The organism is Pseudomonas sp. KB_12 (assembly GCF_052114545.1).
Classification (GTDB): domain Bacteria; phylum Pseudomonadota; class Gammaproteobacteria; order Pseudomonadales; family Pseudomonadaceae; genus Aquipseudomonas; species Aquipseudomonas brassicacearum.
Genome location: NZ_JBFREY010000006.1, coordinates 308,791 through 323,664, shown reverse-complemented (window position 1 = coordinate 323,664; position 14,874 = coordinate 308,791). Strand labels below are relative to the sequence as shown.

General features: G+C 63.5%; 14 protein-coding genes and 2 riboswitches. Of the genes, 10 read left to right on the top strand and 4 right to left on the bottom strand.

The annotated features are described in order from the left end of the window. Positions 1–334: 334 nt before the first annotated feature. The 4 genes from cobM to AB4Z20_RS06090 all read right to left on the bottom strand — a co-directional run bounded on the left by cobM (position 335) and on the right by AB4Z20_RS06090 (position 2,455). Positions 335–1,081, bottom strand: coding sequence for a precorrin-4 C(11)-methyltransferase (gene cobM / locus AB4Z20_RS06105; RefSeq protein ID WP_253473413.1), 747 nt, complete (start codon positions 1,079–1,081; stop codon positions 335–337). Between the two features lie 77 nt (positions 1,082–1,158). Continuing rightward, positions 1,159–1,563: a cobalamin biosynthesis protein gene (locus AB4Z20_RS06100; protein ID WP_442089531.1), complete on the bottom strand. Its 405-nt coding sequence runs from the start codon at positions 1,561–1,563 to the stop codon at positions 1,159–1,161. Continuing rightward, the gene (locus AB4Z20_RS06095; RefSeq protein ID WP_024616632.1) at positions 1,560–2,255 is read right to left on the bottom strand and encodes a CbtA family protein; all 696 of its coding nucleotides are present in this window, start codon (positions 2,253–2,255) and stop codon (positions 1,560–1,562) included. Before AB4Z20_RS06095 ends, AB4Z20_RS06100 begins: the two co-directional genes overlap by 4 nt. A gap of 11 nt (positions 2,256–2,266) precedes the next feature. Next, on the bottom strand, positions 2,267–2,455 hold the full coding sequence (locus AB4Z20_RS06090) for a CbtB domain-containing protein (protein ID WP_014338677.1): 189 nt from the start codon (positions 2,453–2,455) through the stop codon (positions 2,267–2,269). Positions 2,456–2,555: 100 nt separating this feature from the next. Beyond that, a riboswitch (cobalamin riboswitch) is annotated at positions 2,556–2,793 on the bottom strand. Between the two features lie 205 nt (positions 2,794–2,998). Beyond that, positions 2,999–3,213, top strand: a riboswitch (cobalamin riboswitch). A 98-nt stretch (positions 3,214–3,311) separates the two neighbouring features. Here AB4Z20_RS06090 and cobW point away from each other — a divergent pair. From cobW to AB4Z20_RS06040, 10 genes are all read left to right on the top strand, one after another. Continuing rightward, positions 3,312–4,376 carry a cobalamin biosynthesis protein CobW gene (gene cobW, locus AB4Z20_RS06085; protein WP_442089530.1) on the top strand — a complete coding sequence of 355 codons (1,065 nt, stop codon included), beginning with the start codon at positions 3,312–3,314 and terminating at the stop codon, positions 4,374–4,376. Positions 4,377–4,379: 3 nt separating this feature from the next. After that, positions 4,380–8,153, top strand: coding sequence for a cobaltochelatase subunit CobN (gene cobN, locus AB4Z20_RS06080; RefSeq protein WP_442089529.1), 3,774 nt, complete (start codon positions 4,380–4,382; stop codon positions 8,151–8,153). A gap of 209 nt (positions 8,154–8,362) precedes the next feature. Next, positions 8,363–9,367: an ATP-binding protein gene (locus tag AB4Z20_RS06075; RefSeq protein WP_442089528.1), complete on the top strand. Its 1,005-nt coding sequence runs from the start codon at positions 8,363–8,365 to the stop codon at positions 9,365–9,367. A gap of 101 nt (positions 9,368–9,468) precedes the next feature. Continuing rightward, complete coding sequence (locus AB4Z20_RS06070) at positions 9,469–10,026, top strand: vWA domain-containing protein (RefSeq protein ID WP_442089527.1); 558 nt, start codon at positions 9,469–9,471, stop codon at positions 10,024–10,026. 201 nt (positions 10,027–10,227) lie between these two features. After that, positions 10,228–11,874, top strand: coding sequence for a phospholipase D-like domain-containing protein (locus tag AB4Z20_RS06065; RefSeq protein ID WP_442089526.1), 1,647 nt, complete (start codon positions 10,228–10,230; stop codon positions 11,872–11,874). Positions 11,875–11,940: 66 nt separating this feature from the next. After that, positions 11,941–12,189 carry a type II toxin-antitoxin system Phd/YefM family antitoxin gene (locus AB4Z20_RS06060; protein WP_024616638.1) on the top strand — a complete coding sequence of 83 codons (249 nt, stop codon included), beginning with the start codon at positions 11,941–11,943 and terminating at the stop codon, positions 12,187–12,189. Next, complete coding sequence (locus AB4Z20_RS06055) at positions 12,179–12,460, top strand: type II toxin-antitoxin system RelE family toxin (RefSeq protein WP_186650661.1); 282 nt, start codon at positions 12,179–12,181, stop codon at positions 12,458–12,460. The genes AB4Z20_RS06060 and AB4Z20_RS06055 overlap by 11 nt, the downstream gene beginning before the upstream one ends. A gap of 114 nt (positions 12,461–12,574) precedes the next feature. Further along, positions 12,575–12,916, top strand: coding sequence for a hypothetical protein (locus tag AB4Z20_RS06050; RefSeq protein ID WP_442089525.1), 342 nt, complete (start codon positions 12,575–12,577; stop codon positions 12,914–12,916). A gap of 389 nt (positions 12,917–13,305) precedes the next feature. Next, a complete protein-coding gene (locus AB4Z20_RS06045) occupies positions 13,306–14,154 on the top strand; it encodes a transporter substrate-binding domain-containing protein (RefSeq protein WP_442089524.1) in 849 nt (282 codons plus the stop codon). A gap of 54 nt (positions 14,155–14,208) precedes the next feature. Beyond that, positions 14,209–14,871 carry an amino acid ABC transporter permease gene (locus tag AB4Z20_RS06040; protein ID WP_014338685.1) on the top strand — a complete coding sequence of 221 codons (663 nt, stop codon included), beginning with the start codon at positions 14,209–14,211 and terminating at the stop codon, positions 14,869–14,871. Positions 14,872–14,874: the final 3 nt, after the last annotated feature.

Sequence of the window (14,874 nt, the reverse complement as noted above, 5' to 3'; positions counted from 1 at the left end):
CTGTAGCGAGGGAGCTTGCTCCCGCTCGATTGCGAAGCAATCGCCAGGTAATCGATGCATTTCCGTGATGGTGCATGGGTTGCCTGGGGACCGCTTCGCGGTCCAGCGGGAGCAAGCTCCCTCGCCACAAAAGCTTCAGCGATCAGCTCGTAATCTTTGGTAGCCCGCCGCCCCCTTTGGGAGCGAGCTTGCTCGCGAAGGCGTCGGCACATTCAGCATCATCGTCAGCTGACCCACCGCTATCGCGAGCAAGCTCGCTCCCACATTTGATCTGCGGTGACCGTCACTTTTCCTATCGCTCCCACAGGGGGGGCAGGCTGGTTCTTGCTGAGCCTCAGGGCCTGTAGAGATGCGCATGCCCGGCGCGGTACAGCGAAGATTCGCTGAACACATCGTTGCCCAGCACATGTCCCACCAGAATCAGCGCCGTACGGCGAAAGCCCTTGGCTTGCACCTTTGCTGCGATATCGTCCAGCGTCCCCAGCACCCAATCCTGATCCGGCCAAGTCGCCCGGTGGATCACCGCAATCGGGCAGTCGGCGCCGTAATGGGGCCGCAGTTCGTCGACGATTTTTTCCAGGTGATTGACCCCCAGGTGAATCGCCATGGTCGCCCCGTGCTGGGCCAGGCTACCCAGTTCCTCCCCGGCGGGCATTGGGGATTTGTCGGCGTAGCGGGTGAGGATCAGGCTCTGGGAGATGTCCGGCAAGGTCAGTTCGGTGCCCAGCAGGGCGGCACAGGCTGAGGTGGCGGTCACACCCGGGATGATTTCGAAAGGGATGCCCAGTTCCCGCAGGCAGCGAATCTGCTCGCCAATGGCGCCGTACAGGCTTGGGTCGCCGGAGTGCACCCGGGCCACGTCCTGGCCCTTGAGATGGGCGCTCTTGATCAATTCGATGATCTGTTCCAGATGCAGCTCCGCGCTGTTGATCACCTGTTCGGCACAGTGGCCTTCAAGGACGGCGGTTGGTACCAGGGAACCGGCGTAGATGATCACCGCGCAGTGGCGGATCAGTCGCTGGCCTTTGACCGTGATGAGGTCCGGGTCGCCGGGGCCGGCGCCGATGAAGTAAACGGTCATGACCGGCTCCTGTGAAAGGTGGGTGAGCGTCGCCCAGATGAAGATCGTTCATGATCCTGGGCGCCGATTATCGGGATTTACGCCACGACCGCCAATGCCAACGTGCTCTTGGGGCCTTTTTGGCGAGTAATCAGCAGCGTCGCGGGCGTTGTGCCCAACTGCTCGCCCAAGGCCAGGGCGGCGCTTTCGGCGATGCCGTAGCAACCGGTGCGCTGGAAGGCGATCTCGGAGCGGTGACTGAGCCGCTGCTCATAGCCGGCCAACTGTTCGACACTGAAGCAGGTCAGCGGCAGGGCCAGTTGCCCGGCCAGCTCCAGCAGCCCGGGCTCGTCACACTTGAGGTCGATACTGGCCAGGGCCCGTACCCGATGAAGTTCGATGCCGTGGGCCAGCAGCGTCTCGTCGAGCAAGGCCCGCAGCGTGCTGGCCGGGCAACCACGCTGGCAGCCCAGGCCGATCACCAGGATCGGCTCGGCGCTCATGCGTCGTGGTGGGCTTGGCCGTCACGGCGAAACAGCCAGGCGCTGATCAGGCCCAGGGCCAGCCAGAACGCGACGTTGGTCAGCTGCGAGGCGATCTTGAACTGGCTCTCAAGCGCTTCGGGCGCCAGCATCGAGTGGACTTCGGGCTGCGGTGCGCCGATGACGTGGGGCACCAGCAACGTCGCTACGCCCAGTACCTTGAGCAGCCAATGCCGGCCGAAGGCGATCAAGGCAATGCCCACCGCTGTGGACGCCGCGGTGCCGATCCACCACATCTGCCGTTGGGCCAGGTCGGCCGCGGCGGTGCCAGGCAGTTCCGGCGGCAGGCCAAGTGTCGGCGCCAGGACGAAAGTGGCATAGCCGGCCAGGCCCCAGAGCAGGCCTTGGGATGTGCGAGTCGGTGCGCGCAAGGTGTACAGGCCCGCCAGCATCAGGGCAAAACCCACGGCGACTACCAGGTTGCCGCCTGTGGTGGACAGCACGCGCTGCCAACCGTCTTCCGGCTCCCAGGCCTCGGCATCATGGGTATGAGCCGCCCCGTCGGCGTGTTCATGGACCTCGGTCGCCGGAGCCTTCTCGAAGGTTTCCGCCTGGAGAATCAGCGGCGATACCCAGAAACTTTGCAGCAGGGTCAGCAGCAGGGCGGCCAGCAAGCCGCTGAAACCAGCGGTCTGCGCGATACGCTTGATCATGTCGTCAGTTCTCAGTGGCACGGGAAAGCGGCGCTGTGACGGGTATCGTGAGCGGCGTTGTGCACCGCTTCGATGTGGGAGAAACCGGCGAAATAGACCAGCCCTGCGCCCAGGATCGAAGCAAGGATCGCGGCGCTCAGGCGTTGGCTCAGGGTGGTGGTGCTGCTGGCGGTGCGGGCGGTGCTGCTGATGGTCGACATGGCGCTTCCCTCTGTTCTTGTTCAGTGGGCATTCGAGCGCGATGAGACCCCGGGCAAAAGCCCACCAAGGTTCGAACAGCGCCCGCCCACCGCGGGTTTGTTGATGCATGAGTCATGGGCCGGTCTCCGGGCTCGCGAGGGGCGGGGCTTGCGCCTGGCCTGCAAGCGTCACCTTCCCATGCGCCCTTTTTGTAGCAGGGCCTGCACAGTGGTTCAGACGCTTCGCTCGCTTACCGTTGCGGGGGCAGCACCGGACTGACGTGGCCTTGAAGTAAAGCACACGATTCACCGGTTTCCCGTTTCACCCTGTGAAGGGCACCCGTAACTAGGCGCACAGGAGAGCATGGGCGGGGGGCGGGCGTCAATGCGAAGGGAGGGCGGCTGCGCTGCCCAATCGCGAGCAAGCTCGCTCCCACACAGGATCTGCGCCGGGCCCAAAATTCAAGGCCAATGGAGACCCACTGTGGGAGCGAGCTTGCTCGCGATGAGGCCCGTCCATACACCACAGAGCACTCTGGCGATTGACCCGCCCCCACACCCTGCGTAGCCTTGCGCCTTCGAGGTTCTTCGGCGTGCGCCGAAGCTAAGAAGGGAACGCGGTCCAAGCCGCGGCTGCCCCCGCAACTGTGAACGGCGCTGTTTCTGCAAGGCCACTGTGCATGCCCTTATTAAACGGGCGCACGGGAAGGCGCAGCAATTGCCAGTCGAAAGATTGGCCCGCCGTCAGCCAGGAGACCTGCCTCGAGACAGATTCTCACTACAACCGGGCGGGGTGATCCGGTGGCGAAATCTTCCGCGCACGCCTGTGCCAGCGGTTGTCGTCCCGTTTGCCCGCCACCTTGCCAAAGGGCATCCGATGAAAACACTGGCCAAACTCCCCGTCACCATCGTCACCGGTTTCCTCGGCTCGGGTAAAACCACCTTGCTGCGGCACATGCTCGACAACGCCCAGGGCCGCCGTATCGCCGTGATCGTCAACGAATTCGGCGAGCTGGGCATCGACGGCGAGATCCTCAAGCAGTGTTCCATCGGCTGCACCGAAGAAGAAGCCAACGGCCGCGTCTATGAACTGGCCAACGGCTGCCTGTGCTGCACGGTGCAGGAAGAGTTCTTCCCGGTGATGCGCGAACTGGTGGCCCGGCGTGGCGACCTCGACCACATCCTCATCGAAACCTCCGGCCTGGCCCTGCCCAAGCCGCTGGTCCAGGCCTTCCAATGGCCGGAAATCCGCAGCGCCTGCACCGTCGATGCGGTGATCACCGTGGTCGACAGCCCGGCCGTGGCCGCCGGTACCTTTGCCGCGTTTCCCGACCAGGTCGATGCCCAGCGCAAACTTGACCCGAACCTGGACCACGAATCGCCGCTGCACGAACTGTTCGCCGACCAACTGGCGAGCGCCGACCTGGTGATCCTCAACAAGGCTGACCTGATCGGCCCTGAAGACCTGGCCAAGGTTCGCCTGGAAGTCGCCGAAGAGCTGCCACCGGCGGTCAAGGTCATCGAAGCCAGCAGCGGTCGCCTGCCGCTGGACGTATTGATCGGCCTGGGCGCCGGTTCCGAAGAACACATCGACGGCCGCCACAGCCATCACGATCATCACCACGATGGCGACGATGATGACCACGATCATGACGCCTTCGATTCCATTTCCATCGAACTGCCCCAGGCTGACGAAAGCCTGCTGCTCGACGCGCTGACGCAACTGGTGGTCCAGCACGGCGTACTGCGAGTCAAGGGTTTTGCGGCGATCCCGAACAAGCCGATGCGCCTGTTGATCCAGGGCGTCGGCACGCGTTTCGACAAGCATTTCGACCGCCAGTGGGGCGCGGAGGAAGCGCGGGTCACCCGTCTGGTTCTGATCGGCCAGGCGCTTGACGCCGCGCTGCTCGAAGCGCAGTTGCGCGCCGCCCTCGGCGCCTAAGCCATGCACCTGCTCAGGACCCAGCCCGGCGGTTTCGTGTCGGATGACAACATCGCCGACCTGGGGCAAACCCCCGCCGAACTGGTGATCCTGTGCAGCGGCGACTCCAGCCTGGCGCTGTTGGCCGAAGCGGCGAAGCAGTTGCCGGGCGATTATCCGCAGTTTCGCCTCGCCAACCCGATGCAGGTGCAGAACCACGCCTCGGTGGATCTGTATGTCGAAGACGTGCTGCAACACGCCAAGGTCATCCTGTTGTCGCTGCACGGCGGCATCGGCTATTGGCGCTACGGCATCGAGCGCCTGATGGAACTGGCCGGGCGCGGGGTGAAGCTGATCCTGGTGCCAGGGGATGATCGTCCGGACCCGGAACTCAGTGACCTGAGCAACGTGCCCTGCGAAGACCGCGACCGGCTCTGGCAGTTCTTGCGCCAGGGCGGGCTGGGCAATGCCCTGGACCTGTTTTACAACCTCGGCAGCCAATGGTTCGGCCGCGATTATCCGTGGGCCGAGCCGCAGGCCTTGCCACGCACGGCCATCTATCATCCGGCGAAAACCAGCGCCAACCTCGACGATTGGCAAGCCGACTGGAGCGCCGGGCAACCGGTGGCGGCGGTGCTGTTTTATCGCTCCCACCTGCAAGCGGCGAACACCGCGTTCATCGACGTGTTCTGCCAGCGCCTGCAAGCGGCGGGGCTCAATCCGCTGCCGATTGCCGTGGCAAGTCTCAAGGAGCCTGGTTGTCTCGCACTCGTAGAGGACTGGCTGGACGAGGTGCAGGCGGGTGTGATCCTCAACACCACCGGCTTCGCTCAATCCAGCCCCGAAGCTCCGCATCTGCGACCGTTTCGCCGCAACATCCCGGTGATCCAGGCGATCTGCGCCCAGGACAACGAACCCGGCTGGCGTGCCAGCGAGCAGGGCCTGGGACCGCGGGACCTGGCGATGCACATTGCCTTGCCGGAACTGGATGGACGGATCATCAGCCGCCCGATCAGTTTCAAGGACCTGGCCTGGCGCAGCGAGCGCAGCCAGAGCGACGTGGTCTGCTACCGGGCCGCGCCCGAGCGCATGGATTTTGTCGCCGAACTGGCCCGGCGCTGGACCACCCTGGCGCGTTTACCCAATGCCCAGAAGCGTGTGGCGCTGATCCTCGCCAACTACCCGACCCGCGACGGTCGCATCGGCAATGGCGTCGGCCTGGACACCCCAGCAGCGGCGCTGAATATCTTGCGGGCCCTGCAGGTCGAAGGTTATCCATTGCCGGCTGAACTGCCGGCGAGCGGCACTGCATTGATCCAGCAATTGCTCGGCGGGGTCAGTAACGACCTGGACAGCCTCGACTTGCGTCCCTGCCACCAGAGCCTGGCCCTTGCCGAGTACCAGGCCTTGTTCGACGCACTGCCCGAAGCCAATCGCCAAGCGGTGCTGGCGCGCTGGGGCTCGCCCGAGCAAGACCCGATGTTCCGCGACGGGCGCCTGATGGTCGCCGGCCTGCGCCTGGGCCTGACGTTCGTCGGCATCCAGCCGGCGCGGGGTTACCAGGTCGATCCGAGCGCGGTGTACCACGACCCGGACCTGGTGCCGCCCCACGGTTACCTGGCGTTTTATTTCTGGTTGCGCCACACCTACGGCGTCCATGGGGTGATCCACGTCGGCAAGCACGGCAACCTTGAATGGCTGCCGGGCAAGGGCGTCGGGCTGTCGGAAAACTGCTGGCCGGACGTGCTGTTGGGGCCGCTGCCGAATATCTATCCGTTCATCGTCAACGACCCGGGTGAGGGCGCCCAAGCCAAGCGTCGCACCCAGGCGGTGATCATCGACCACTTGATGCCGCCCCTGACCCGGGCCGAAACCTATGGGCCGCTGCGTAACCTCGAGCTGCTGGCGGACGAGTACTACGAGGCGCAATTGCTCGATCCGCGCCGTGCCCGGGAGCTGCAACGGGACATCCTCAACCTGGTGCGCGAGACGCACATCGACCGTGAGCTGCAACTCGATACCGGTCTGGACAGCGACGCCGACGCGGCGATCTGGTTGCCACGCCTGGACACTTACCTGTGTGACTTGAAGGAGTCGCAGATCCGCGACGGCCTGCATATTTTTGGCGAGTCGCCCAGCGGACGGCTGCGCATCGACACCTTGCTGGCGTTGCTGCGCATTCCCCGGGGCGACGGCAAGGGCGCGCAGTCGAGTCTGTTGCGGGCGCTGGCCAAGGCGTTCGGGCTGGGTTTCGATCCACTGGATTGTGCCTTGGCCGAGCCCTGGACTGGTGAGTGTCCCGAGGCGTTGCGACGGGTCAGCACCGAGCCTTGGCGCACCGCCGGCGATACCCGCGAGCGCCTGGAGCTGTTCGCTGTGCAGTTGATCGAGCAGGCGCTGGACGGTGCGGTGGAGCAGCTCGACGCGCCAGGCTGGGAGCTGGTGGGCAGCATCATTGAAAACCTGCGATCCGTCGTGGCCCCGCGCCTGGACGCTTGCGGCCCGGCGGAAATGCGCGGCCTGCTCGATGCCTTGAGCGGGCGCTTCGTGCCGGCCGGACCCAGCGGCGCACCGAGCCGCGGGCGCCTCGATGTGTTGCCCACCGGGCGCAACTTCTTCTCGGTGGACGTGCGCAACCTGCCCACCACCACGGCGTGGCGCATCGGTTTCCAATCGGCGAACCTGATCCTTGAGCGGCATTTGCAGGACCACGGTGACCACCTGCGTCAGCTCGGCCTGTCGGTGTGGGGCACCGCGACCATGCGCACCGGCGGTGACGACATCGCCCAGGCCATGGCGTTGATGGGCGTACGTCCGGTGTGGGCCACGGGTAGCCAACGGGTCGATGACTTCGAGATCCTGCCGTTGAGCCTGCTGGACCGGCCTCGGGTCGATGTCACACTGCGCGTGTCCGGCTTCTTCCGTGACGCCTTTGCCAACCTGATCCGCTTGTTCGATGCTGCCGTGCAGGCCGTCGCCGCCCTCGATGAGCCGGACGACCTGAATCCCTTGGCGGCCAAGGTGCGCAGTGAGCGCGAAGCCTTGCTGGCATCGGGTCTTGAGCCGGACGCCGCGGCGCGCCAGGCCGGCTGGCGGATCTTCGGCGCCAAGCCCGGTGCCTATGGCGCGGGCGTGCAGGGCGCGATTGACGGGCGCTTGTGGCAGAGCCGCGAGGATCTGGCCGAGGTGTACCTGAATTGGGGCGGTTACGCCTACGGCGCCAGCGATGAAGGCACGGCCGCCCGGGAGTCGTTCTCCCGGCGCTTGAGCCAGGTTCAGGCGGTGTTGCAGAACCAGGACAACCGCGAGCACGACCTGCTCGATTCCAACGATTACTACCAGTTCCAGGGCGGCATGCTGGCGGCGGTCGAGACCCTCAGTGGTGATGCGGCGGCCAGTTACCATGGCGATCACAGCCAGCCAGACTTGCCCAGGATCCGCACCCTGAAAGAAGAGCTCAACCGCGTCATCCGTTCTCGCGCAGCGAATCCGAAGTGGATCGACGGCGTGAAGCGTCACGGCTATAAAGGCGCGTTCGAACTGGCGGCGACGGTGGACAACCTGTTTGCCTTCGACGCCACCACCCGGTTGATCGACGATCACCAGTACGCCTTGCTGGCCGATGCCTACCTGCTCGACCCGGATACCCGGGATTTCGTCCGCCAGCACAACCCCGACGCCCTGCGGGACATGACCGAGCGCATGCTCGAAGCGCAGCAGCGGGGGATGTGGCAGGATCCAGGCGAGTATCGCGAGGCGTTGGAAAATTTGTTGTTGGACATCGAAGAAGATGGCTGACATGCCTACTGAGCAGGCGAGACACAATCCCTGTGATGGGTTGACCTGTGGCAAAGGGATTTATCTCCACCCTGTGGGAGCAAGGCTTGCCCGCGATGGTCGCGCCGCGGTTTAGCAGCTAAACCGCGTTTTCGTTCATCGCGGGCAAGCCTTGCTCCCACAAGTCCCCTTTTGACATTGACGTTACCGACCACCCTTGAGAATTAGATATGACCCACACCCCGCATTTCCCGCTCTGCGCCGTGGTCGGTGCCGATGCTCTGAAACTGGCCCTGTGCCTGGCCGCGATCGATCCGAAAATCGGCGGTGTGCTGATCGAAGGGCCGCGGGGCATGGCCAAGTCCACGTTGGCCCGGGGGTTGGCGGACCTGCTGGCCAGCGGTCAGTTCGTCACCTTGCCCCTCGGTGCTACCGAAGAGCGGCTGGTGGGCACCCTGGACCTGGACGCAGCGCTGGGGGAAGGGCGCGCGCAGTTTTCTCCCGGCGTGTTGGCCAAGGCTGACGGTGGCGTGCTGTACGTCGACGAAGTGAACCTGCTGCCCGATCACCTGGTGGACTTGCTGCTCGATGTGGCCGCCAGCGGCACTAACCTCATCGAGCGCGACGGCATTTCCCATCGGCATCCGGCGCGCTTTGTGCTGATCGGCACCATGAACCCGGAGGAGGGGGAGCTGCGCCCGCAGTTGCTCGACCGGTTTGGCTTGAACGTCGCCCTCGACGGTCACACTGCACCGACTGAACGCGGCCAGATCATCCGGCGGCGGCTGGATTTCGACAGCGATCCGCTGGCGTTCTGCGTGGCGTGGGAGACGGCCCAGCAGCAGTTGCGTGACCGTTGCCAACAGGCGCGCGACCGCTTGGCCGGGATCGCCCTGGATGACGCGGCGCTGGCGCAGATCACCGAGCGCTGTTTTGCCGCCGGGGTCGATGGCTTGCGCGCCGACCTGGTCTGGCTGCGGGCGGCCCGGGCCCATGCCGCCTGGCGCGGGGCTGCTGCAATTGCCGATGAAGACATCGATGCGGTCGCCGAGTTTGCCTTGCGGCACCGGCGGCGTGGGCATTCGGCACCGGCACCGGCACCGTCCCAGGCGCCGACCGGCGCGGAAAAAACCACTGAACCCAACGAAGGCCAGGGCCAGTGGGGCGATCTGCCGGCCCGGGCATTGCCGACCGGTGCCCGGCGTGACGTGCCGAGCTGGCCAAAAAAGCCCTAGGCATTCGCCCTCGTTCGCCAGCGGGGGCGAATGCCAGACCCCGTGCAGGACGGCTCGACCAGGGCCGCCAGGGCCGCAGCAAAGCGGCGGCCTGCGGTGCGGTGAACTGGCCGGGGACCTTGCTCAATGGTCGGCCACGTCTGTACGAAGACCTGCGCTTTCACAGTCGCCAGCGTTCGTCCCATGAGTTGTGGCTGGTCATCGTCGATGCGTCAGCCTCGACCCGTCGTCATCGTGCCTTGAGTGACGGCAAGGGCCTGCTGGCGCAACTGTTCGACGACGCCTACCGACAACGCGCCCGCCTGGCGCTGTTGACGGCCAGCGGCACGCTTCCCCATTGGCAGGTGCAAGGTCTCAAGGCCTCGGCCGGCCTGCGCGACTGGCTCGATGGGCTGGGTGCCGGTGGCGGAACGCCGTTGCTGGCGGCGCTGAACGAGGCCGGGCGCTGGCTGGTGGCGCGACGCAAGCGCTACCCGGCGGAGCAGCAACGGGTCTTGGTGATGACTGACGGACGAGTCAAGGAGGGGCTTTCACTGCCGCTCCTCGATTGTCCATGCCTGTTGATCGACATCGAGAGAGGCCCGATCCGCCTGGGCCGGGCCCGGCAGTTGGCGGGACAGTTGCAGGCGGAGTATCGGCATATCGATGAAACCACTTGAAATGCTCTTTGGCTGTGAAGGCCTCATCGCGAGCAAGCTCGCTCCCACATTTGCTTTCGTTGTGCACACATAACTGATGAACACCACGGCCCCCCTGTGGGAGCGAGCTTGCTCGCGATCAGCATCACCTCGACCCCTGATCTGACCACCTGACCCGCATCACTGCACTATGCTCAGGCAGCCCCCTCACAGGAGTGAACCATGCGCGTACTCGTCACCAACGCCCAGGACGATTTTCGGGTCAAGGCCTATGCCGGCACCAACGGCGTGCTGCTCGCCATGGACCTGGCGGAATCCCGGCGCAAAGGGCTGCTGGGCTTTGCCATCGAGAAGCAGCAGGGTGAGAAGCCCTGGCTGTTCCTGTTCAACAGCCTGACCTTCCCCGACAAGGCCCACACCTTTCCCCAGTTCCACGCCACCCCCAGCGACAAGGCCCCCTTGCAGAAATTTCGCTGGGCCGACTACGCGGTCAACCCTGGCGTGACGATCCACTACCGCGTGCACCTGGCCTACGGCAGCCCCGATGCACCGCAGTTGGGCGAATCCCTGGCCGTCACCGTCACCAGCGACGACGGGCAGCCGGCCAACCAGCGGGTGATTTTCAACCGTGCCGTGGCCGCCAGCCAGGCGTTCCAGCGCAAGTTTCCTGAAGTGGACGCGCTGATCGGCGCCAACAAGCACCTGTCCATCGATGACTGGCCCGACGCCCCGCGTCGCTGGCTGGAGAATGGCCTGCTGGGACGCCTGACCGGTTTTATCGATCGGGCGCTGGATGCCAACTGGGCGCTGGATGTCGCCATCTATGAATACGAACTGCCGGTGATCGTCGACGCGGTGACCGCCGCTCATGCTCGCGGCGCCCAGGTGCGCGTGCTGTATCACGCCGAGCCAGGCGACGACACCACGGCGCGCAATGAAGCCAGCCTGGAGAAAATGCCAGCAGCCAACAAGCGCGGACGAGTCACCCATAACATTTTCCACGACAAGTTCATTGTGCTGAGCAAGGTGGACGGTAACGGTTCATTGCAACCGGAGGCGGTGCTGTGTGGCAGCACCAACTTCACCGCCAACGGTGTCTACCGCCAGGCCAACGTCGTTCATGTACTGGACGACCCTCGGGTGAGCGGCAGCTACTTCCAGGTGTTCGAGCAAATCTGGGCCGAGCCCCAGGACGTCGATGCCACTCGCCAGTGGCTGACCGACAACAATGCCATGGCTCCACAAGAAGCGTTGTTCGCCGGGTTCTCGCCGCGCACCGGGGAGGGCGATCTGGATCGCTTCGTCGACATCATCAAGGGCGCGCGAAAGGACCTGTTGTTCGTCACCGCATTCGTCTTGCCCGAGCGCATTCTCGACGCCGTGCTCGGCCAGCCCAATGACGACGTGTTGCGCTACGGCCTGCAAAACACCAAGAGCCGCATCACCGGCTTTCACGCCGACCGCACCGCCGAATTCGCCGCCACCGCGCTGCTCAACACTGGCCTGGAAGGTTGGCTCAAGGAAAACATGAAAGGCCAGAAGGGCAACCTGCTGGTGCACACCAAAGCCATCGTCACCGACTTCACCAGCGATACGCCGACCATCATCAGCGGCAGCCACAACCTGAGCGCCGCGGCCAGCTGCGGCAACGACGAGAATTACCTGATCATCCAGGGCAACACCGACCTGGCCGACCGCTACGGGCTGGAGTTGCTGCGTTTCTATGAACATTACCGCTTTCGCTACTTCGCAAAAAAACTCGCCCTCAAACAGGTCAAGCCACTGGCGGTGGATGACAGCTGGAGTGATGACTATTACCGCGAGGGGGATTTGCGGATGTTGTCCAGGGTGAGGTTTTGCGGGCGCTGAGCAGTGGTAAGAGATGTTTTAGAGTGCTACTTTTAGCGCTATTAAGAGTGCTTAAGGACTCATCTCATGACACATATCGTGCTTTCTCAGGTTGTAGCCAGCATTTCCGAGCTTAAGAAAAATCCGATGGGCACTGTCGCTGCCGGGGGAGGATTATCGGTAGCGATCCTCAACCGCAACGAGCCGGCTTTTTATTGCGTCCCCGCTCGGGAATATGAAGCCATGATGGATCGGCTTGAGGACATGGAGTTGGTCGCTCTCTGCCGCGAGCGTGAAAATGATCCAACGATCAAGGTTTCTCTTGATGACCTATGAGTTGGAGTTTTCCGATAAAGCATGGAAGGAATGGCAAAAGCTGGGAGCAACACTCAAGGAGCAATTCAAGAAAAAGCTTGAGGAGCGACTGGTAAATCCGCATGTCCAGGCAGACCGACTGCACGGGTTGGGCAATGCCTATAAAATCAAGTTGCGTAACGCCGGCTATCGATTGGTTTATCGGGTAGTAGATGACTTGCTGGTTGTTACGGTGATCGCAGTAGGTAAACGCGAGCGCGGCCAAGTGTATGACGAGGCTGCCAAGCGGTAAAATAGCCATGTTTCCCCGTCAGCGGGATGTTATCCAGGGTGAGGTTTTGCGGGCGTTAGGTGCGGTAGATTATCCGGTGCTAGCATAGGGCCATCTATCAGCCTGGAAGCTGTCATGAATCTCTGTCACGGAACGTCTGCTTTACTTCGCATCTGCGTCACGACCCTGTTGTTGGTGCTGTGTACTTCAGCCCTCGCCGCCAACCAACCGTGTTCCGGGCGCAAGGGCGGGATTGCCGGGTGTGACGGCGATACCTTCCTGTGCAACGACGGCTCCATCAGTGCTTCGAAGAAGTCCTGTTCCGCTGAGCTGGGCCTCCGGAACGAGGCCCGGCCGCAGTCGTTGCTCAAGTCCGCCGACGGTTGCCAGTGCGGCAGTGGCAATTACTGCGTCGGGCCTCGAGGTGGGGTCTATTGCCTCACACCTGGCGGCAGCAAGAGCTACAAGCGCAAATAGCCCAGGTACGCCGCCGAACCCTTGTGGGAGCGAGCTTGCTCGCGATAGCGTCAGGTCAGTCGCCATCGATATTGACTGATGTACCGCCATCGCGAGCAAGCTCGCTCCCACAGGCTATCCATTTACACATTCCACAGTGGCTCCGTTTCGGTGCGCCGAGTACCCGGCTTGGGGCCTTGTTACCCGTGCGTCGTGGCCAACGGTAGCAACAGTGTTCGCACGCAGATGCCACTGTCCTGGCGCCTGTTTTTCCCATATCCCTGATTTCATTCACTTTCCATTTTCCTCACCTACGCGCTGCAAGCCTGTGGCACACTTTCTGCTGTCTATTCCGTTGTTACATACTGTGTTCCGGTATAGCGGAATAAACTCACTCAGGAGTGCTTGCCATGCAACGCCGACCTTCCTTGTTCAAAGCGTGTGTTTTTCTCTTCGCGGCCATGACGGCTGCCATGGGGGTCGCTCAGGCGGCCGACAGCAAGCTCGACAGCGTGCTGCAGCGGGGGAAATTGATCGTGGGCACGGGCAGTACCAATGCCCCGTGGCACTTCCAGGGAGCGGATGGCAAGTTGCAGGGCTTTGATATCGATATTGCGCGGATGGTCGCCAAGGGTCTGTTCAACGACCCGGAGAAAGTCGAGTTCGTGGTGCAGTCTTCCGATGCGCGCATTCCCAACCTGTTGACCGACAAGGTCGACATGAGCTGCCAGTTCATCACCGTCACCGCCAGCCGCGCCCAGCAAGTGGCGTTCACCCTGCCGTACTACCGCGAAGGCGTGGGCCTGCTGCTGCCGGCCAACAGCAAGTACAAGGAAATCGAAGACCTCAAGGCCGCCGGCGACGGCGTCACCGTGGCGGTGCTGCAGAATGTCTACGCCGAGGAGCTGGTGCACCAGGCGCTGCCCAAGGCCAAGGTCGACCAGTACGACAGCGTCGACCTGATGTACCAGGCGGTGAACTCCGGCCGCGCCGATGCCGCCGCCACCGACCAGTCCTCGGTCAAATACCTGATGGTGCAGAACCCTGGCCGCTACCGCAGCCCGACCTACGCCTGGAGCCCGCAAACCTACGCCTGTGCGGTCAAGCGCGGCGACCAGGACTGGCTGAACTTCGTCAACACCACCTTGCATGAAGCGATGACCGGCGTGGAATTCCCCACCTATGCGGCGTCCTTCAAGCAGTGGTTCGGTGTCGAGCTGCCGTCGCCGGCGATCGGTTTCCCCGTTGAATTCAAATGACCCTGTGAGCCCGGGGCGTCACTTGCGGGCGCTCCGTCGAAGGTACTGCCGACCATGAATTATCAGTTGAACTTTGCCGCCGTCTGGCGCGATTTCGACACCCTGCTGGCGGGGCTGGGCCTGGGGCTTTCCCTGGCGCTGGTGTCGATCGCCATCGGTTGCGTGATCGGCCTGGCGATGGCGTTCGCGCTGCTGAGCAAACACCGGGTCTTGCGGGTGCTGGCGTCGGTGTATGTCACGGTGATCCGCAATACGCCGATCCTGGTGTTGATCCTGCTGATCTACTTCGCCTTGCCGAGCCTGGGCATCCGCCTGGACAAGCTGCCGTCGTTCGTCATCACCCTCTCGCTGTACGCCGGGGCCTACCTGACCGAAGTGTTTCGCGGCGGACTGTTGAGCATTCACAAGGGACAGCGTGAAGCCGGGCTGGCCATCGGCCTTGGCGAGTGGCAGGTGAAGGCCTACGTCACCGTGCCGGTGATGCTGCGCAACGTGTTGCCGGCCTTGTCGAACAACTTCATTTCGCTGTTCAAGGACACCTCCCTGGCGGCGGCGATTGCCGTGCCGGAGCTGACCTATTACGCCCGCAAGATCAACGTGGAGAGCTACCGGGTGATCGAAACCTGGCTGGTGACCACGGCCCTGTATGTCGCGGCCTGTTACCTCATTGCCATGCTGCTGCGGTATTTCGAGCAGCGCCTGGCGATCCGCCGTTAGGAG